Raw genomic sequence first — 18466 nt, forward strand, 5'->3', positions numbered from 1 at the left:
GTGTCAGGGTGATGAAGATCATTGTGGGAGCGGGCTTGCTCGCGAAGGCGGTGTGTCAGTCAACGTTGATGTTGTTTGATACACCGCCTTCGCGAGCAAGCCCGCTCCCACAGAGGTATTGGGTCAGGCGCTGACGGCCATGGCGTGCCGCCGATGGTGAACGTCCAGCTGATCCTTGATCACCCGCAACACCTTGGCCTCGTGCTCGTGGATAAAGAAGTGACCGCCAGCGAGCATGTCCACCGAAAAGCTACCGTGGGTTTCCTTGCTCCAGCCGATCAGCTGCTCAGTGGTGGCACGATCAGCCTTGCCGCCAAGCACATGAACCGGGCACTTGAGCAAGGGGCGTTGCTGCGGCTCGAAACGTCCGCACAGTAGAAAGTCCGCACGCAGGACCGGCAGCGTCAGGCTCATCAATTCATCGTTGGCCAGCACCTCCTCACGGGTGCCGTTGAGGGTGCGCAATTGCTCGATCAATTCGGCATCGGTTTTGGGCTCGGCGAAACCCCGGTCGTAATCGGCACGCAGGGTCGGTGCGGCGGTGCCCGAAGCGAACAGCGCCACCGGTTCCGGACAGCCCAGCGAGCGAAACGCATGAGCCATCTCACAGGCGAGCAACGCGCCAAGGCTATGACCGAACAGCGCGTACGGCGTCTTGAGCGTGGCTTTTTGCTCCTGCGCGAGTTGCAGCGCCAGGCGCCGCATGTCGGTGTGCAACGGCTCGCCAAACCGGGCGCCACGTCCTGGGAGTTCCACGGGTTGCAGCTTGAGCCACTCCGGCAGTTTGCGCCGCCAGCGGCTGTAGACCATGGCACTCGCGCCCGAATAAGGCAGGCAGAGCAATGTCAGCTGGGTCACCGGGCTTACCTCAAAAGTTGTCTGTTAAGAGAACGGATGAGGCGGAGTCTGAATTAGTCGAAGATCAAATGTGGGAGCGGGCTTGCTCGCGAAGGCTATGTAACATTCAACATTTATGCTGACTGTTATGCCGCTTTCGCGAGCAAGCCCGCTCCCACATTTAGTCATCATTTCAAGTGGCGGAAGCTTTGCACTGCGGAACCGAAGACCACGGCGCCAGCGGCGACGGCGACCCAGAATCCGCTCCGGGCTCCAAATGTATCGATAAGCCAACCCGAACTGGCCGCACCGATCGCCACGCCAATGCTCAACCCGGTCACCAACCAGGTCAGGCCTTCTGTGAGTTTGGCCGGCGGCACGATGCGTTCCACCAACGCCATCGCCACAATCAGGGTCGGCGCAAAGAACAACCCTGCGACAAACACCGCCAGCGACAGTCCGAGAATGTTCGTCGCCAGCAGCAACGGCAGCGTGGTCACCGCCGTCGCCACTCCGCCGTACAGGAACAGTTGCGGCAACGGCAGTTTCGAGCGCAATGCCCCGAACGCCAAACCGGCCAGGCACGAGCCGATGGCATACACCGACAACACAATGCTCGCCGCCGCCGGCTGGCCCTGCTGCTGGGCGAACGCCACGCTGACCACGTCCACCACGCCGACGATGGTGCCCATGGCGACCATCAACAGCATCAGCAACTGAATCTCGCTGGAACGAATGATCGAGGCCTGATGATGGTCTTCATGGGGATGAATCGCCGGCTCGGTGTCACGTTGCAGCACAAACGCCGTCACCCCGATCGCCAGCATCAGCAACGCCGCCAATGGCCCGGCTTCGGGGAACGCCACCACGCACAACCCCACCGACAGTGGCGGCCCGACAATAAAACAGACCTCGTCCAGCACCGACTCCAGCGCATAGGCGGTTTGCAGTTCAGGTTGGCCGCGATACACCTCGGTCCAGCGCGCCCGGACCATCGCCGACATACTCGGCATGCAGCCGGCCAGCGCGGCGAATACAAACAACGTCCACTGCGGCGCCTGCAAACGAGTGCAAAGCAACACCAGCAACAACGCCCCGCCACCGATCAGTGCCGAGACTGGCAAGATCCGACGCTGCCCGAAACGGTCCACCAGCCGCGAGACTTGCGGCGCGCAAAACGCCGTGGCCAAGGCAAACGTGGCGGCCACTGCGCCAGCCAATCCGTAGCCACCCTGCAGCTGCGAGAGCATGGTGATCAGGCCGATGCCGGTCATGGAAATCGGCATGCGCGCGATCATCCCGGCCAGCACAAAAGCGCTGCTGCCTGGGGCTTTGAACAGCTCGCGGTAGGGGTTTGCCATGGGTGCGGGTCTCAACAAGGGCCTGCAAGTTGCCATAAGCTTGATTGAGGGGAAAGCAGGCAATTGTTGGATGAGTGTTAAGGCGCTGCCCCCGTGACCTGATCGTTCCCACGCTCTGCGTGGGAATGCAGCTAGGGACGCTCTGCGTCCCAGTTGGACGCAGAGCGTCCAGAGAGGCATTCCCACGCGGAGCGTGGGAACGATCAGGCAGTCAGGTGACGAAACTTTCACGGTTCTGCGTGAACTCTCATCACCGCCCGCCAGTCAGCTAGTTAAGCCCTCGACACAAGGCTCCCGGAGTTTCGCGGCAATGGCTGATCATCATCCCGAACGACAAAGCGCCATCGACGCCCACGGCATCATCGGCGACATGCGCAGCGCGGCACTGGTCAACGACAAGGGCAGTGTGGACTTTTTCTGCTGGCCGGAATTCGACAGCCCGTCGATCTTCTGTTCGCTGCTGGACACGCCCGAGGCCGGGATTTTCCAATTGTCCCCGAATTTACCCGACGCTCGCCGCGAACAGATATACCTGCCCGACACCAATGTGCTGCAAACCCGATGGCTGAGCGACCGCGCAGTCGTCGAAGTCACCGACCTGCTGCCCATCGGCGACAGCGAAGATGACACGCCGGTGCTGATGCGCCGGGTTCGTGTGGTCAGCGGCCAGGCAACGTTTCATATGCGCTGCGCCGTGCGTCATGACTACGCTCGCGCCAAGACCCGCGCACGCATGGATGAAGAGGACGTGACCTTCGAAGCCGCCAATCAGCCGTCTCTACGCCTGTCTTCGGACCAATCCTTAAGCATCGAAGGCCATGCGGCAGTCGCCGAGTTCACCCTCGAACAGGACCAGAGCGCCGAATTCCTGCTGGGCGGTATCGACGACCCGCGGTTCAAGGAAGGCGCCGCCGCGATCTGCCTGGAACGGACCCTGAAGTTCTGGCGCGACTGGATTGGTCAATCCAACTACCGCGGCCGCTGGCGGGAAATGGTCAATCGCTCGGCCCTGGCGTTGAAGCTGCTGACCTCGCGCAAACATGGCGCAATCCTCGCCGCCGCGACCTTCGGCCTGCCGGAAACACCCGGCGGCGAGCGCAACTGGGACTACCGCTACACGTGGATCCGCGACGCCTCGTTCACCGTCTATGCGTTCATGCGCCTGGGCTTCGTTCAGGAAGCCAATGACTATATGCGCTGGCTGCGCGGGCGGGTCAGCGATTGCCACGGCAAATCGATGAAACTCAACATCCTCTATGCCATCAATGGCCGCCAGGAGCTGCCGGAAACCGAACTCTCGCACCTGTCCGGTCATGGCGGTGCGATACCGGTACGGATCGGCAATCAGGCTTACGACCAGGTCCAGCTCGACATCTTCGGCGAGCTGATGGATGCGGTGTACCTGGTCAACAAATATGGCGACGCCATCTCCCATGAAGGCTGGAAACACACCCTGGAAGTGGTCGACCAGGTCTGCGAAACCTGGGAGCAAAAGGACGTCGGCATCTGGGAAATGCGCGGCGAACAACATCACTTTCTACACTCGCGGCTGATGTGCTGGGTCGCACTGGACCGAGCCATTCGCCTCGCCTCAAAACGCTCACTGCCCGCCCCGTTCGCCCGCTGGGACCAGACCCGACAGGCGATCTACGCGGACATCTGGGAAAACTTCTGGAACGAAGAACGCGGGCACTTCGTCCAGCACATCGGCGGCACCGCGCTTGATGGCTCGATGCTACTGATGCCGCTGGTGCGCTTCGTCAGCGCCAAAGACCCGCGCTGGCTCGCGACCCTCGACGCCATCGAAAAGAATCTGGTGCGCGATGGCATGGTTTACCGCTATCGCAATGACGACACCCGGATCGACGGCCTCGATGGCACCGAAGGCGCATTCGCCGCGTGCTCGTTCTGGTACGTCGAATGCCTGGCCCGCGCCGGACGGGTGGAAAAAGCGCATCTGGAATTTGAACAGTTGCTGAGATACGCCAACCCGTTGGGGTTGTACGCCGAAGAGTTCGACAGCCATGCGCGGCATCTGGGCAATACGCCGCAAGCGCTGACGCATTTGGCACTGATCAGTGCGGCGTGTTTTCTGGATCGGAAATTGAGTGGAGAGAAGAGTTTCTGGCAGCCTTGAGACCGTGTTGCCTCCTTCGCGAGCAAGCTCGCTCCCACATTTGATCTTTAGTGGCCACGAAATTTGTGTTCAACCGAGATTAAATGTGGGAGCGAGCCGGCTCCGGGCGGCGTTCCGACGAAGGGGCCATCAACCACAACATAAGACCGACTGAATACCGGCGAAAGAAACTTTGGCCGGTTTAGGCCAAGCTCCTACAACTACTAAACAGACCTGTTCAATCGCACGAAGCACCTCATTTCTATAGCCTGAAAACGTTTGTTGCCACCCGTTACATCCACCCCTACCATCGACCATCAACGGGTACAGCGGAGCTGTCCAACAAAACCCGAATTCAAGGAACCAGAATGACCCAGCGCATCCACCGCAGCATTGACACCCCTCTCAGGTCCGGACTGAACCGCGACGAATTGTGGGAAGCCCAAGACAAAGGCCTGATCAAATGCTGGGAAATCGGCCGCCAACGCGCCGCCCGTTTCCCCGAACTCGCCCAACGCTGCCTTGCCGGCGAACTGCCGGTGCTGGGCTGGAAAGGTGGCGTCAGCCGCAGCCTGAAAAAACTCGAAAAATACGGATCCCTCAAATACCTCGCTCAGTGGCAAGGGTTGCGTGGGGAAGATCTGGATGTTGATTTGGGTGAAGAACGGGCATTGACCTGTTCGCGGACCAACATGGTGGTGACGTTTACGCCGGATCGGTCGAAGTACTTCAATCAAGTGGCGGAAATCGAAGCCTAGGAAACAGGCTAAAAACAACCCTTTCTGGAGTGTCGGATGAACAATGAAGCGCTGATCCACTTCACCCAAACGCCAAGTCTGTCGCTCGCCTACGAAGAACACGGCCCCACCACCGGCGAGGCCGTCATCCTCCTCCACGGCTTCCCCTACTCCCCGCGCGCCTACGACGAAATCGCCCCAGCCCTCGCCGCCAAGGGCTACCGCGTCATCGTCCCGTACCTGCGCGGTTACGGCCCGAGCCGGTTCAACCACCCCGACACCCTGCGCTCCGGACAACAAGCCGCACTCGCCCGGGACCTGCTGGACCTGATGGATGCGTTGGCCATTAAACAAGCCGCCCTTTGCGGCTACGACTGGGGCGGTCGGGCGGCGTGTATTGTGGCGGCGTTATGGCCCGAACGGGTTCGTTGCCTGGTGACCGGCGACGGTTACAACCTTCAGAACATTCCCCATTCCACCGAACCGTTGGACCCGGAAACCGAGCACCGCCTCTGGTATCAGTACTACTTCCACACGCCACGCGGCGTCGAAGGCCTGACGAAAAATCGTCGAGCCTTGTGTGAATTGCTCTGGACGTTGTGGTCACCGACCTGGAAAAAAGGTCCTGAGTTGTACCCGTTAAGCGCACCGGCCTTCGATAATCCGGATTTCGTCGAGGTGGTGATTCACTCCTACCGCCACCGGTTCATGTACGTGCCCGGCGACCCAGCGCTGGAGTGGATCGAAGAAGCGCTGACCCGACAGCCGCCGATCAGCGTACCGACGATTTCCCTGTGCGGGGCGGACGATGGCGTCGGACCGGCACCGGAGATAGACGAAGACATCGCCCATTTCACCGGGCGTTATGAGCGGCGAGTGCTGGCAGGTGTCGGGCATAACATTCCCGAAGAAGCGCCCGAGGCAACGCTCAGAGCGTTACTGGATCTGCTGGAGGACTGACGCTGAAACGCTCGCGATAGGCCTGCGGGGTCACGCCCATGGCCCGCAGAAAACTGCGTCGAAGCGTCTCTTCGCTGCCGAAACCGCATTGCACCGCCACCCGTTTGATCGGCACGCCGGTATCGCTGAGCAAACGTCGGGCGGTCTCGACCCGAATCAGTTCGATGGCCCGCGCTGGCGTCTGGCCGGTGTCGGCGCGGTAGTGGCGGACGAAGCTGCGTTCGCTCATGCCGGCCTGCAAGGCCAGGGTCGGGACGCCGAGATCCTTGGTGAGGTTTTCGCTGATCCAGGCATGAAGTTCGTCGAAGCGGTTGCCTTCCTTTTGCAAAGAGAGGGTCACGCTGAACTGCGACTGGCCGCCGGGACGCTTCAGGAACACCACCAGTTGCCGGGCGACTTCCAGGGCCATCGTGCGGCCGAGATCTTCTTCGACCATGGCCAGCGCCAGATCGATACCGGCAGTGACCCCGGCCGAGGTCCAGACCGGACCGTCATTGATGAAAATCGGATTGGGCTCAACCTGCAGCCGCGGATGCTGCTGCGCCAACTGCTCGCAACGGGTCCAGTGAGTGACCACCCGCCGGCCATCGAGCCAGCCGCTGGCCGCCAGCAAAAATGCCCCGGTGCACACCGACGCTACCCGCCGACACCCCATCGCGTGTTCACGTACCCAGGCCACCAGCGGTTCGTCTTGCGCCACGTCGTAAACGCCCCAGCCACCGGCAATGATCAACGTGTCACTGCCCTCTTCGGGCAACGGCTCGGCCAACAGCGCCAGCCCCGCCGACGACATCACCGCCCCGCCGCCGCGGGCAATCACCGACGGCGCGTAAGGTGGCGGAAAACCTTGCTGGCGGGAAATATCGTTGGCCGAGGCGAACACCTGCAACGGCCCGGTGACGTCGAGCAATTGCACATTGGCAAAGGCGAGCACGTGAATGGTTTTCGGCATGATTGGCGTAATTCGTGGGGTTATTGGCGTATACGCCAAATCCTACGAGCCTAAAGTGAAGTCGTCCACCCACTTCATGAGAAAAATGCCATGACGTTGCAGATCGGTTTTCTGTTGTTTCCACAGGTTCAGCAACTGGACCTCACCGGCCCTTACGACGTACTGGCCTCGCTGCCGGACGTGAAGGTGCATTTGATCTGGAAGGATCTGGTGCCGGTCACCGCGAGCACGGGCCTGGTGCTGAAACCGACCACCACGTTCGACGATTGCCCGAAGCTGGATGTGATCTGCATTCCCGGCGGCAGCGGCGTCGGGCCGTTGATGGAAGATGAACAGACGCTGGCCTTCATCAAGGCGCAGGCCGCCACCGCGCGTTACGTCACGTCGGTGTGTACCGGCGCGCTGGTGCTCGGTGCGGCGGGTCTGCTGAAGGGCAAACGCGCTACCACTCACTGGGCTTATCACGAGTTGCTGGCGCCTTTGGGGGCGATCCCGGTAAAGGATCGGGTGGTGCGCGACGGCAATCTGTTGACGGGTGGCGGGATCACGGCGGGCATCGATTTTGCCCTGACCCTGGCCGCGGAGCTGTTCGATAAGGACACGGCAGAGCTGGTGCAGTTGCAGCTCGAATACGCACCGGCACCGCCGTTTGCGTCGGGCAGTCCTGAGACGGCTCCGGTCAGTGTGCTGGAGGAGGCCCGCAAACGTGCTGCCGGGTCATTGAAATTGCGCTCGGAAATCACTGAGCGTGCAGCGGCGAAACTCGATCAGATGTCAGCTCGCTGATCCATCCCGACCGGCAGCCAGTGCCTGGCTGCCGTTTCCCCGGCCAAAATGAGGTGCCGAGGATTTTCCATCGCCCATAAAAAAACCCGCCTAAGCGGGTTTCTCAAGACCATTTCGACATCCTGTCGGCAGCCATCCTGGCCAATGGTCGATCATCCGTGATCCTGAGCGCTTCCTGCGACTCAGTTGATGGATCCAGATTAAACACATCGGTGAAGCGTAAACAGAGGACATACCAGCGCTCAGGTGTAAGCCATTGACCATTCCAGCCTTGAAGCCCCTTCCTGTGGCAGCTGCCAAGTACTTTTCGACAGACCAAAAAAAACCCGCCGAAGCGGGTTTTTCCCAAGACCATTACGACTCCCTGTCGGCAGCGATTCCTTGCTTATGGTCGATCATCCATGATCCCGAGCACTTCCTGTGCTTCGGTTGATGAAGCTAGATTACGCTTCGGATCCAATGTGCAATAGACGACATAGCTACCATCGAGTGTAGGACATTCGCTATAGCCGCCCTTCCGAAAACCCTTAGACAGGTAAGGTTTCAAGCATTGAAGCCGCGAGTTTCGCGGCCTGCAGCTGACCTTCGGCCGCCAGGGTGTCGTCCTCGAGAAACGCCCAGCGTTTCAGCCAAGGTTCGAACATGCAGCCATCACTCTTCCTGACGCTCGCGCGCCTTGGCACTGACTTTGAGAAATTCTTCGATGTTGTTCATCTGTTCATCCCAACCGCGGCTGTCCATGCGGAACGCCTTGAGTCGGCGCGTCTGAGGGATGTGATCGAAACCGGACTCGGTGACCTTGAGTAACGTGCCTTCATCCATGTCTTCGAGCTCGAACTTCACCAGCGTGGTGGGTTCCTGGGAGTAATCGATATCGGGCTCAATCGCGTACGGATGCCAGCGAAACGAAAACACCCGTTCCGGCTCGACCCGCTCCACCAGTACATTCCACAGCAAGTGCTCATAACCCGGGTACGTAATCTGCCCCTGGGTCCATTCACCGGCGACAAAACGCTTGCCCTCCAGCGCCACGCCAAACCACTGTCCGAAGGCTTCGGCATTGGCCAGCACGCGCCAGACCTGCGAGCGCGGCGTTTTGAGCAGGATCTTCCTTTCGATGCGATCTGATGCTGGATTCATAAGTCACCTCCTGTACTGAACAGTAGGCCTGTAAGACCACAAGACCAACCCTAAAGTTGTATCAATCGGGTATCGCAATCAACCCTCTACGAAACATTCAGCTGCATTTCCAAGTGTAACTGCTGGTTTGAAAGCAAAACGAGTGGACCGAAACTGCTAACGTAAAAAACGAAATTGACTCAGGCAAGGACGATTCATGCAGCTTTCACTTACGGAGCGTTATCGCGGAGCCCTGCAGGGCCTGGCCTGCGGTGATGCCGTCGGCACCAGCGTCGAGTTCCAGCCACGCGGCTCGTTCAAGCCCCTGACTGACATGGTGGGTGGTGGCCCTTTCAATCTGAAAGCCGGGCAATGGACCGATGACACCTCGATGGCGCTGTGCCTGGCCAAAAGCCTGCTGAGCAAAAACGGCTTCGAGGCGGCCGATCAGATGGGTCGTTACTTGAATTGGTGGCAATGGGGTTATCTGAGTTCAACGGGTGAATGCTTCGACATTGGCATGACGGTACGCGACGCCCTTTCGCGATTTCAGAAAACCGGGGAACCGTTCGCCGGCTCCACCGATCCCCGCACGGCAGGCAACGGCTCGCTGATGCGCCTGGTGCCGGTGGTGCTGTATTACTTTCCCCATCGCGACCGGATCCTGGCGTTTTCCGCCAACAGCTCACGAACCACCCACGCCGCACCGGAAGCGGTTGAATGCTGTCAGTTGTTCGCTGAGCTGATCCACCGAGCGTTGCAAGGCGCGTCCAAGGCAGAAGTGCTCGGCTTGTCAGAAACGACATACCTGGAACCCAAAGTGGCCGCCATCGCGCGAGGCGATTATTTCGGTAAACCTGAACGCGATATCCATGGCAGCGGCTACTGCGTTGCTTCACTGGAAGCGGCCCTGTGGTGCTTTCATCAGACTGACAGCTTTGAAGCCGCCATCCTGAAAGCCGCCAACCTGGGCGACGACGCCGATACCACCGCCGCCATTGTTGGCCAGTTGGCCGGGGCTCATTACGGTGTGCAGGCCATTCCCGACCGTTGGCTGAAGAAGTTACATTGGCGCGAAGACATCGAAGCCACGGCTGACGCCTTGCTGCGGGCAGCCACCCTAACGCAATCAGGAGCACGCGATGAATAGCCTGCACGGCAGCTGCTTGTGTAAAGCCGTCGAGTACCAAGTCGATAGCCTCGACATGCCCATCAGTCATTGCCACTGCCAAACCTGTCGCAAGGCACACGCGGCGGCATTCGCCTCGACAGCCGGGGTCATGCGCGAACATTTTCGCTGGACCAAAGGCCAGGACCGCCTGAGCAGCTACGAATCGTCACCGGGCAAGCTTCGGCATTTCTGTTCGGTCTGCGGTTCACATTTGATGGCTGAACGCTTGGCCCAACCTCACGTTATTGTTCGTGTGGCGACACTGGACGATGACCCGAAAATGACGCCTCAGGCGCATATCTGGACGACACATGACGTGCCGTGGCTTGCCTATGAGTCGATTAAAAAATGCCCTGAATGGGAAACATAGACGGTCGAATATGGCACTAAACTGCATCCCGACTTTCCTGTCACAGCGAGAATCCCCATGCACCCACGCTTTCTTCTGGCACTGACGCCTCTGCTGTTCACCACCGCTGCTTATGCTGTGGACTGCGACAACGCCACCAATCAGGCGACGATGAATGAGTGCGCGGCGCAGCAGCACAAGACGGCGGACAAGGAGTTGAATGCGCTTTACCAGCAGATCAACGAGCGTTTGAAGAGCAACCCCGAAAGCAAAAAGCTGCTGCTCGGGGCGCAGCGTTCGTGGATTGCGTTCCGGGATGCCGAGTGCAAGTTCTCGAGCGCCGGGGTGGAAGGTGGGAGTGTGTATCCGCTGATCTACAGCAACTGTGTTACTGAATTGACCAAGGCACGGGTTGAGACTTTCAAGAATTATTTGAAGTGTCAGGAGGGGGATTTGAGTTGTCCGGTGCCTGGGGCTTGATACTTGGGTGCCTGTGAGGGCCTCTTCGCGAGCAAGCCCGCTCCCACATTAGATTTTCGGTGAACACATATTTTGTGTACGCCCGAGAACAAATGTGGGAGCGGGCTTGCTCCGGGCGGCGATCCGACGAAGGCGTCAGTTAAGGCGCCGCAAATTACCGAACAAATATCTGCGCCGTGGTGATCGCCATATCCCCACCCGGCAACTTGATGCTGCCAATCTGCTTCATGCTTTCTGGATCAAAGATCGCCACGTCATTAAACGTCCCAGCCAGATAAATCTTGCTGCCGTCCTTGTTGAACGAAATGCAGTAGTAGGAATGATCCAGCGTCGCCGCCTGGAGCATTTTCTTTTCCTTGATGTCGTACTTCGCCAAACGGTTGAGCACACCGAACATCAGGTTCGGATCCTTCGGCGAGCGCATGCCGCTGAAGTAGATTTCCGTCAGAGGGCCGAAGTCGGTGGTTTCGGTCTTGCCGGTTTTCAGGTCGATGCTGAACAGCCCGTAAAGGTACTCAGCCGTCAACGGGTCCTGCTTCTTGTCCTTGAATTTCGCCGCGGTGTAGAGCAGCGAGAAGTCATGGCGATAAGTCTGCTGGTTCCACACGTAGAGCACGTCCGGCGCGCTGTAGCCAGGACGTTTCCAGTGGCGGCTGGGGATCAGCACGTCGAACTTGCCGGTTTTCACATCGACCTTGTAGACGTCCGCCCCCGCCACATACAGCGCGCCGTCGTCACCGCTCTGCATGATGGTCAACTGCCGTGGCGCCGGGAAACTGCGCACGGGTTTGGCGTCCATGCCGGCGTCGGTGGCGTACACATCGAGCCGAGGTTGCTGCACTTCGTAGCGGTCGTTAAGCATCAACGTCGGGTTGGCAATGGTGAACAGCTCCTTGCCGTCATGACTGAGGGTGAAGGCGAACATCGACCTCGCTTTCTCCCCCGGTTTCTGGGTGATGCTGGCGTGGAAAACCTGCTTGCAGCTGTCGAGTTCGACGCCGTAGACATCCGCGTAGTGATTGTTCAACACGTAGGCGGTTTTACGATCCGGCGACAACTGAACGGTGCCGGGACCGAAGGCATCCGGCATTTTGCAGGTCTTGAACAGGGTGTCGGTGGCCAGGTCGATGACGTGCAGGTTGTTCGGGTAATTGGTGGTCAACATGTACTCGTGACCATCTTGTAGTGCGGTGTTTTCATCGGCCAGAACAGTGAGCGAACAGGCGCTCAGGACGGCGAATGCGGCCAGGCCGCAGGCTTTGATGCTGTGCATGCTGGAATCCTTTTTCTGTTCCACTTTTTTCTACGAGCTACTTGTCTTTTGGAAAGACAGTCCCGAGGTTGCGCCAGTTTTCATTGGACGCCTGGGCATCCTTGTTCCAGTCCGGGTAGGTGCTCATCATGTCGGGCACCTGGGCCGGCCACCAGCAAGGGTCGGAACAGCCGTAAAGGTCGGCTTCCATCGGCTGGCACAGCGACGACACACCGCCAAAGGCGTCGATTTCCCAACCTGGGTCGGTGGTCGAGGCGCAGCCGGCGACGGAACTCATCGCCACCACTTCTTCGATGCGGTTTTCGGCCGCGGCCTCATCCAGTTTCAGCGCTTTATTATTGATTGCCTTGAGATGTTTCATATCAGTGAGCCTTGCGCGGAGTGATGTAGCTGCTGATAAACGCAGGGTTGTGGGCCATGATCCGGGTGTAGACCTCGATGCCGAAGTCGACCCAGTCACGCATCAGTTCGCAGTAGTGATAGGTCGGGTGGGTCGGGTCGCCGTAACGGGCGTAGCTCTCGTGGTAGCAGCCGCCGGAGCAGAGATTGCGGATCTGGCAGTCCTCGCAACCCGTGTTAGTGCGGTCGAGGCGCTGGGACAGGAAGTCGTTCAACTCCACCTGTTTCACCCCGCTGTGAACGTTGCCAAAGGTTGGCAGGCTAGAACCGGTAAAGCGGTGGCACAGGTTCAGCTCACCCTTGTGATCCACCGCCAGCATCTTCAGGCCCGCGCCACAGGGCAGGGCTTTTTTGTGGCCTTCGTGGATGTCGGTGATCAGCTGGTGCAGGTTGGAGAAACCGATGTTGCGGTGCTCCAGCGCCGCTTCCAGATAACGCCGGCCGAGCTTCTTCATGTTGGCGAAGACTTCGATCAACTCGTCGCTGGACAGGTTGAAGGTGCTGATGTCGCCGGAGGTCACCGGGGCAAATCCGACTTCGGCAAAACCCAGTTCGTTGAACAGGTGATCCCAGATGGTTTCGACGTCGGTAACGCCGGTGGTCAGGGTCACGCGGGCACCGACCGGACGACTGTTGTAGCGCGACAGCAACATTTCAGCCTTGCGCCGCACCACGTCGTACGTGCCCTGCCCGCCCACGGTGATGCGGTTGCGGTCGTGCACGGTTTTCGGTCCGTCGATACTGACTGACAGGCCAAAACGGTGGGCGTTGAGGTAGTCCACGGTCTCTTCTGTGAGCAGCGTCGCGTTGGTGGTCATGACGAACTCGACGAACTTGCCCGCCTCGCGGAAACGCTTCTCGCAATAGTCGACCATGTACTCGATCAGCTTGCGATTGCTCAGTGGCTCACCGCCGAAAAACACCACGGTAAAACGCTCTTCGTCCGGCGATTCACGCAGCAGCATTTCCACCGAGGCGACCGCGGTTTCGACGTCCATTTTCTTGCCGGCCGACGGCTTGTCCAGGTCTTCCTTGTAGCAGTAGGTGCAGCTCAGATTGCAGCCGGTGTTGACGTTGAGCACCACGGTGTTGATCGCCGTACGCTCGACCCGTTTGGTGCCGATGTCCGGGGTCAACGGCGAACCGTCGCTGACCAACTCCAGGGACATCAACTCACGCAAGGTCTCGGTGATTTCTTCGCCGTTGAAACGTGACGACAAACGCTGGATCAGATCGTCCGACGAACAGCCAGGACCGCGCAAGGTATCGATGATGGTGCCCGTCAGTTCATCGCTGGCGAACAGCGAACTGCTGGGGATGTGAAACAGCATGCGGTCAGCATCGACATGCACTTCGTGCAGATTCCGCTCAACCAGATTCAAAATAGCGCCCATTGCAACCTCCTGTGCAAACCCCGTTCTACGGGGCTCACGGTCATTCCAAAAAAATGTCTGAAGCCGTTGAAGTCAGCCAGCTCACGTTTTCAAAATCATGGAATGGGTGGATTGTTCCAGCGTTGCACGGTGACAATCATGTGGCCTTCGCCGGTCAGGGATTTCCCTGCGTCGTCGACGGCGGCAATCACCTTGAGGTTGCCGGCATTGTTGGTGGACATTTTGCGCTGCGGGTTTGGCCCGGCATCGCCCGGTGTGAACACGCCGCTGTCAGCCTGCATGGTGCCGGCGAACTTGACGTCCTCGTCTTCCTTGGCGCGGTCGTCGAAGGCTTCGACCGACCACTGCGCCGGGAACACGCCGATGCGATACGGCTTGCCGTCGGCGCCCTTGCCCCAGGCTTCGGCATCAAAACGGCCCTGGACTTTCGGTGTCGAACCACCGCCCTCGCCGATCCGCGCTACCGAGAACTCGGGCACGACTTTGACTTCAGCGATTTTGCTGTAGACCGACAGGGTCGGGCCTTTCAGCGTGCCGACGGTGACGTTGCGCAGACCCGGTTGGGCATTCGCAGCGGCCTTGAGCTTGACGCGCAGGCGCTCTGGCGTCTGCTCCAGCACCTCGACCACTTCCACGCCTTTGCCAAAGTTCGGTTTGCCGGTGAGGCCGCTGCCGACAAGGGTCACTTCCGTTTCAGTGCCAGCCTTCAGGTAACCCGGCTGCACCGCCAGCAAACGACTGCTGCCCTGCTTGGCGGCGACGAAGTCCAGACCTCGCTCGTCGTGCTCGGCCTCGAACATCCGGCCTTGCATGGCATTGCCTTGGGCGGCGAACACCTGGCGCATGGTCACGCCGTCGATGGTCACGTTGCCGCGCCATTCGTAACCGGTGTAGAGAATCGCGCTGCCATCGCCATTGAACGGGCTGCCGTCGGCGTATTGGCCTTTGACGCTGACCTTGAACGTGTCGCGGCCATCAGCCGTGACGCTCATCACGCCGGCCAATTCACCCTTGCCCGGCAAGTGGCCGCTGAAGCTCCAGTCACCGACCAGCGCTTGCGCTTTCGGCGCAGTGCTCAACCATTTTTTCCAGGCCGGGTTGTCCAGCGGATAACGCTTGGCTAACAGCGGCACCATGTCTTTTCGGGCCAGGTCGAACCAATCACGGTCACGAGCCAGAGCCTGGTATTCCAGGGACGGCCATTGGCCGAGGTGGAAGTTCACCAGACGCTCCCATTCCTGGGCCGGACGCCGTTGCAGCGCGACCCGCGCACCGGAGTGGCAGCGGCCGCACATCTGGCTGGTCTGGTCGTCGAATTTCTCGACAGTATTGAGTCGACGCTCCAGCGCATAACGCACGCCGTCGGTCTCGCTTGGGGCCAGGCCTTGGGTGTCGGCCAGGTATTTGACCAGGGTTCGGCGGTCGTCATCGCTGATCTGCAAACCGTGCATGGTTTGCATGCGGGCGATGCTCATCAGCCAGCCTTCAGGGGTTTTGCGCTGGTGGCTGATGCGGCTCAGGGCGTTATCGGCTTCGGGGGTATGACAGCCCTGACAGGTTTCCTTGAGGATGGTCTGAGCGTCGCGGGCTGCCAGGCTGTAAGGCGAATGCAGCGCCACACAAGCGGCCACGGCCAGCAGACTGGCACTCAGGCCTGATCGGAGTTTTCTCTTCATCAACGTCGAACCTCGCACGGTGCTTTCTTATTTTTGTGGCTTATCGTTTTTATGGTTTCTGCCGTCGGCGGCGCACCGCTGACGGAGGCAAGAGAAACGTCTGCAATGAGCAATACACGGAGCGTGCCAGCTTGCCGATTACCTTTTAAATCAAGTCGTTGCGCGAAGATGACTGCTTTGCACCATCGCTGAACGAGATCGCCTGCGTCTAATATCGCGACAGTTGTTGCAGTCTGAGACAGCATAGATGGCCTGACCGAAACAGCTCATCGGCCGGCGATTGACGCCGATCCCCTGCAAGCGCGAAATGGTTGTTCACCGATTGCCACCAGGGGATAAAAAAATGGCAAGCATCACTGTCCTGGCGGGGGACTTTCTGCAGGGTGATGGAGAGTACAGAGACGGCGTTTTCACCCTCAGAACGTCGCTTCATCCATGGCCTGGCATTACCCTCCCGCTCTCATCGTTCAAGTGCGTGGAAGTGGCCAACGAGGATTCGATCAACAACATCAAGGATGCCATCGGCTTTGGCGTGGCCGGGGCCATGCTGTTGGGGCCCATCGGCGCAATTGCCGGGTTCATGCTGGCCGGCAAGGAAACCGAAGTGACCTTTCTGGCGACGCTCAAGGACGACAGAAAGTTGTTGGCTGCCGTGGATGGCAACACGTTCGAAGAAATTTCCCGGAAGTTTGCAGACTGAACAATCGGCGCGGGCCGCACCGTTGTCCCACGGTGCGGCGTGACGCCGGTTCAGATGTCATAGGTGGGGGAAACGCTTTTGTGTACGTCGATCTCGTGCTGCATGTCCGCCACCAGCGACGCGATCGCATGGGGACTGTCCAGTGTCCACAGGGGAACGTGGGTGGCCACAATATCCACTTTGCCGGTCATGCAGTCGCAGACCCGAATCGTCAGGGACTGGTCCGCCGCCATGGTGCAGGTGCACACGGACGGCAGAAAACTGTGTTCAATGATGTTTTGAATTTCCAGGGTTGAAAGGAACATCGTTACCTCCCTCACGCCAGATGTATTGCCGGATGAACGGTCCGTCATTTCACCCACCGATCCTGAAAATTCTAGTCCTCAATAATAGGTACCTCAAGGTCACAACCCGGTTGCTCGTCGTCTCATAGCTGTCGCAATTTGCAACAATCTCACCGCACCCGCAGTTCCCTTGAGGGCCCAAAAACCCCGCCGGCCAAGGGCGGTTCTGCCTTTTCGGGCACTTGGCACAGCCATTGCCAACCGTTAAGAAAGCCATGTTTCACGAACAACAAGAGGTCTCGACAAATGCCCCTCCCTTATTTGCTTCCCGCCACCTCGGCGTTCATCCAGCGCGCCCCGCGCATGCTCATCGGCGGCGACTGGGTCGAGGCCGCCGACAGCCAGACCATGCCCCTGCACAACCCGGCCACCGGCGAAGTGCTGTGCGTCGTGCCGCGGGCGACGCCTGAGGATGTCGACCGCGCCGTGCTCGCTGCGCGTCAGGCCTTCGATGATTCGGCCTGGACCCGCACCCGACCTCGGGAACGACAGAACCTGCTGTGGAAACTCGCTGATCTGATGGAGCGCGACGCCGAACTGCTGGCGCAACTGGAATGCCTGAACAACGGCAAAAGTGCGGCGGTGGCCCAGGTGATGGACGTGCAACTGTCCATCGACTTCCTGCGTTACATGGCCGGTTGGGCGACCAAGATCGAGGGTTCCAGCGTTGAAGTGTCGTTACCGTTGATGCCCAACGATCAATTCCACAGTTTCATCCGCCGCGAAGCGGTGGGCGTGGTCGGCGCCATCGTTGCCTGGAACTTCCCGCTGCTGCTGGCCTGCTGGAAACTCGGCCCGGCCCTGGCCACCGGTTGCACCGTGGTGCTCAAACCCGCCGACGAAACCCCGCTGACCGCACTGAAACTGGCCGAACTGGTGCTGGAAGCCGGTTACCCCGAAGGCGTGTTCAACGTGGTCACCGGCACCGGCATCACTGCTGGTTCCGCCCTGACCCACAACCCGTTGGTGGACAAGCTGACCTTCACCGGCTCCACCGCCGTGGGCAAGCAGATCGGCAAGATCGCCATGGAGTCCATGACCCGGGTGACCCTGGAATTGGGCGGAAAATCACCGACCATCGTCATGGTCGACGCCGACCTGAAGTCCGCCGCAGCCGGCGCCGCCAGCGCGATTTTCTTCAATCAGGGACAGGTGTGCTGCGCAGGTTCGCGGCTGTATGTGCAGCGCAAGCATTTCGACAATGTGGTGGCGGACATCGCCGACATCGCCAACGCCATGAAACTCGGTAACGGACTGGACCCTAGCGTCGAGATGGGGCCGCTGATCTCGGCGCGTCAGCAGGAACGGGTTTACGGGTACATCGAAAAGGGTCGGGAAAGCGGCGCGACCATCGCTTGCGGTGGTGAGCAGTTCGGGCCGGGGTTCTTCGTTAAACCGACAGTGATTGTGGATGTCGATCAGAAGCACTCGCTGGTGCAGGAGGAGATCTTCGGGCCGGTGCTGGTGGCGATTCCGTTCGATGATGAAGCCGATGCGTTGCGCATGGCCAACGACAGTCCGTATGGGCTGGGGGCGAGTATCTGGTCGAACGACCTGGCGGCGGTGCACCGGATGATTCCGCGGATCAGGTCGGGTTCGGTGTGGGTGAATTGCCACAGCGCGCTGGACCCGGCGTTGCCGTTTGGGGGGTACAAGATGTCGGGGGTTGGACGTGAGATGGGGTATGCGGCGATTGAGCACTACACCGAGTTGAAGTCGGTGTTGATCAAGTTGTGATTGTCGGCGCTTGTTAGGCCGCCTTCGCGAGCAAGCCCGCTCCCACATTTGATTTGTGATCAACACAGAACCAAT

At 59.6% G+C, this 18466-nt stretch carries 18 protein-coding genes; 9 read left to right on the forward strand and 9 right to left on the reverse strand.

Annotated elements, in window-relative coordinates:
- Positions 1–123: 123 nt before the first annotated feature.
- Together ASC74_RS14275 and ASC74_RS14280 are read right to left on the reverse strand one after the other, a co-directional pair.
- Positions 124–858: a thioesterase II family protein gene (locus ASC74_RS14275; RefSeq protein ID WP_056741962.1), complete on the reverse strand. Its 735-nt coding sequence runs from the start codon at positions 856–858 to the stop codon at positions 124–126.
- A 167-nt stretch (positions 859–1025) separates the two neighbouring features.
- Positions 1026–2198 carry an MFS transporter gene (locus tag ASC74_RS14280; protein WP_056741963.1) on the reverse strand — a complete coding sequence of 391 codons (1173 nt, stop codon included), beginning with the start codon at positions 2196–2198 and terminating at the stop codon, positions 1026–1028.
- A 310-nt stretch (positions 2199–2508) separates the two neighbouring features.
- On the opposite strand from ASC74_RS14280, the gene ASC74_RS14285 reads away from it, so the two are divergent.
- From ASC74_RS14285 to ASC74_RS14295, 3 genes are all read left to right on the forward strand, one after another.
- A complete protein-coding gene (locus ASC74_RS14285; RefSeq protein WP_056741964.1) occupies positions 2509–4335 on the forward strand; it encodes a glycoside hydrolase family 15 protein in 1827 nt (608 codons plus the stop codon).
- A 347-nt stretch (positions 4336–4682) separates the two neighbouring features.
- On the forward strand, positions 4683–5072 hold the full coding sequence (locus ASC74_RS14290) for a hypothetical protein (protein ID WP_056741965.1): 390 nt from the start codon (positions 4683–4685) through the stop codon (positions 5070–5072).
- A 36-nt stretch (positions 5073–5108) separates the two neighbouring features.
- Entirely contained in the window at positions 5109–6011 is a 903-nt protein-coding gene (locus ASC74_RS14295; protein WP_056741966.1) for an alpha/beta fold hydrolase, read from the forward strand.
- Here the strand turns inward: ASC74_RS14295 and ASC74_RS14300 are convergent.
- Entirely contained in the window at positions 5980–6963 is a 984-nt protein-coding gene (locus ASC74_RS14300; protein WP_056741967.1) for a GlxA family transcriptional regulator, read from the reverse strand. The two genes, ASC74_RS14295 and ASC74_RS14300, sit on opposite strands and share 32 nt — an antisense overlap.
- A gap of 90 nt (positions 6964–7053) precedes the next feature.
- On the opposite strand from ASC74_RS14300, the gene inhA reads away from it, so the two are divergent.
- A complete protein-coding gene (gene inhA, locus ASC74_RS14305; RefSeq protein ID WP_056741968.1) occupies positions 7054–7749 on the forward strand; it encodes an isonitrile hydratase in 696 nt (231 codons plus the stop codon).
- A gap of 651 nt (positions 7750–8400) precedes the next feature.
- On the opposite strand, the gene ASC74_RS14310 is transcribed toward inhA, so the two are convergent.
- Positions 8401–8889 (reverse strand): SRPBCC family protein, encoded by a 489-nt coding sequence (locus tag ASC74_RS14310; RefSeq protein ID WP_056741969.1) that lies wholly within the window; start codon positions 8887–8889, stop codon positions 8401–8403.
- 196 nt (positions 8890–9085) lie between these two features.
- On the opposite strand from ASC74_RS14310, the gene ASC74_RS14315 reads away from it, so the two are divergent.
- From ASC74_RS14315 to ASC74_RS14325, 3 genes are read left to right on the forward strand one after another with little or no spacing between them, the layout of a single operon-like run.
- Positions 9086–10018 carry an ADP-ribosylglycohydrolase family protein gene (locus tag ASC74_RS14315; protein ID WP_056741970.1) on the forward strand — a complete coding sequence of 311 codons (933 nt, stop codon included), beginning with the start codon at positions 9086–9088 and terminating at the stop codon, positions 10016–10018.
- On the forward strand, positions 10011–10409 hold the full coding sequence (locus tag ASC74_RS14320) for a GFA family protein (protein WP_056741971.1): 399 nt from the start codon (positions 10011–10013) through the stop codon (positions 10407–10409). The genes ASC74_RS14315 and ASC74_RS14320 overlap by 8 nt, the downstream gene beginning before the upstream one ends.
- A gap of 57 nt (positions 10410–10466) precedes the next feature.
- Positions 10467–10868 (forward strand): lysozyme inhibitor LprI family protein, encoded by a 402-nt coding sequence (locus tag ASC74_RS14325; RefSeq protein WP_056741972.1) that lies wholly within the window; start codon positions 10467–10469, stop codon positions 10866–10868.
- A 154-nt stretch (positions 10869–11022) separates the two neighbouring features.
- On the opposite strand, the gene peaD is transcribed toward ASC74_RS14325, so the two are convergent.
- From peaD to peaA, 4 genes are all read right to left on the reverse strand, one after another.
- A complete protein-coding gene (gene peaD / locus ASC74_RS14330) occupies positions 11023–12141 on the reverse strand; it encodes a quinohemoprotein amine dehydrogenase subunit beta (RefSeq protein WP_056741973.1) in 1119 nt (372 codons plus the stop codon).
- 37 nt (positions 12142–12178) lie between these two features.
- Positions 12179–12502, reverse strand: coding sequence for a quinohemoprotein amine dehydrogenase subunit gamma (gene qhpC / locus ASC74_RS14335; protein ID WP_008145336.1), 324 nt, complete (start codon positions 12500–12502; stop codon positions 12179–12181).
- Position 12503: 1 nt separating this feature from the next.
- The gene (gene peaB / locus ASC74_RS14340; protein ID WP_046048405.1) at positions 12504–13934 is read right to left on the reverse strand and encodes a quinohemoprotein amine dehydrogenase maturation protein; all 1431 of its coding nucleotides are present in this window, start codon (positions 13932–13934) and stop codon (positions 12504–12506) included.
- Between the two features lie 95 nt (positions 13935–14029).
- A complete protein-coding gene (gene peaA / locus ASC74_RS14345) occupies positions 14030–15610 on the reverse strand; it encodes a quinohemoprotein amine dehydrogenase subunit alpha (RefSeq protein WP_056741974.1) in 1581 nt (526 codons plus the stop codon).
- A 343-nt stretch (positions 15611–15953) separates the two neighbouring features.
- Between peaA and ASC74_RS14350 the strand changes: the two genes are divergently transcribed.
- Positions 15954–16310 (forward strand): hypothetical protein, encoded by a 357-nt coding sequence (locus tag ASC74_RS14350; RefSeq protein WP_056741975.1) that lies wholly within the window; start codon positions 15954–15956, stop codon positions 16308–16310.
- Positions 16311–16360: 50 nt separating this feature from the next.
- Here the strand turns inward: ASC74_RS14350 and ASC74_RS14355 are convergent, their stop codons facing one another.
- A complete protein-coding gene (locus ASC74_RS14355) occupies positions 16361–16615 on the reverse strand; it encodes a DUF1652 domain-containing protein (protein ID WP_008145342.1) in 255 nt (84 codons plus the stop codon).
- Between the two features lie 285 nt (positions 16616–16900).
- Between ASC74_RS14355 and ASC74_RS14360 the strand changes: the two genes are divergently transcribed.
- Positions 16901–18391 (forward strand): aldehyde dehydrogenase family protein, encoded by a 1491-nt coding sequence (locus tag ASC74_RS14360; RefSeq protein ID WP_056741976.1) that lies wholly within the window; start codon positions 16901–16903, stop codon positions 18389–18391.
- Positions 18392–18466 lie beyond the last annotated feature (75 nt).

Source organism: Pseudomonas sp. Root329 (genome assembly GCF_001424925.1).
Lineage (GTDB): Bacteria > Pseudomonadota > Gammaproteobacteria > Pseudomonadales > Pseudomonadaceae > Aquipseudomonas > Aquipseudomonas arabinosi.

Excerpts from the sequence above, each read along its gene's own strand:
- ASC74_RS14280 (WP_056741963.1), bottom strand. The coding sequence starts at position 2,198 with ATGGCAAACCCCTACCGCGAGCTGTTCAAAGCCCCAGGCAGCAGCGCT.
- ASC74_RS14285 (WP_056741964.1), top strand. The coding sequence starts at position 2,509 with ATGGCTGATCATCATCCCGAACGACAAAGCGCCATCGACGCCCACGGC.
- ASC74_RS14290 (WP_056741965.1), top strand. The coding sequence starts at position 4,683 with ATGACCCAGCGCATCCACCGCAGCATTGACACCCCTCTCAGGTCCGGA.
- ASC74_RS14295 (WP_056741966.1), top strand. The coding sequence starts at position 5,109 with ATGAACAATGAAGCGCTGATCCACTTCACCCAAACGCCAAGTCTGTCG.
- ASC74_RS14300 (WP_056741967.1), bottom strand. The coding sequence starts at position 6,963 with ATGCCGAAAACCATTCACGTGCTCGCCTTTGCCAATGTGCAATTGCTC.
- inhA (WP_056741968.1), top strand. The coding sequence starts at position 7,054 with ATGACGTTGCAGATCGGTTTTCTGTTGTTTCCACAGGTTCAGCAACTG.
- ASC74_RS14310 (WP_056741969.1), bottom strand. The coding sequence starts at position 8,889 with ATGAATCCAGCATCAGATCGCATCGAAAGGAAGATCCTGCTCAAAACG.
- ASC74_RS14315 (WP_056741970.1), top strand. The coding sequence starts at position 9,086 with ATGCAGCTTTCACTTACGGAGCGTTATCGCGGAGCCCTGCAGGGCCTG.
- ASC74_RS14320 (WP_056741971.1), top strand. The coding sequence starts at position 10,011 with ATGAATAGCCTGCACGGCAGCTGCTTGTGTAAAGCCGTCGAGTACCAA.
- ASC74_RS14325 (WP_056741972.1), top strand. The coding sequence starts at position 10,467 with ATGCACCCACGCTTTCTTCTGGCACTGACGCCTCTGCTGTTCACCACC.
- peaD (WP_056741973.1), bottom strand. The coding sequence starts at position 12,141 with ATGCACAGCATCAAAGCCTGCGGCCTGGCCGCATTCGCCGTCCTGAGC.
- qhpC (WP_008145336.1), bottom strand. The coding sequence starts at position 12,502 with ATGAAACATCTCAAGGCAATCAATAATAAAGCGCTGAAACTGGATGAG.
- peaB (WP_046048405.1), bottom strand. The coding sequence starts at position 13,934 with ATGGGCGCTATTTTGAATCTGGTTGAGCGGAATCTGCACGAAGTGCAT.
- peaA (WP_056741974.1), bottom strand. The coding sequence starts at position 15,610 with ATGAAGAGAAAACTCCGATCAGGCCTGAGTGCCAGTCTGCTGGCCGTG.
- ASC74_RS14350 (WP_056741975.1), top strand. The coding sequence starts at position 15,954 with ATGGCAAGCATCACTGTCCTGGCGGGGGACTTTCTGCAGGGTGATGGA.
- ASC74_RS14355 (WP_008145342.1), bottom strand. The coding sequence starts at position 16,615 with ATGTTCCTTTCAACCCTGGAAATTCAAAACATCATTGAACACAGTTTT.
- ASC74_RS14360 (WP_056741976.1), top strand. The coding sequence starts at position 16,901 with ATGCCCCTCCCTTATTTGCTTCCCGCCACCTCGGCGTTCATCCAGCGC.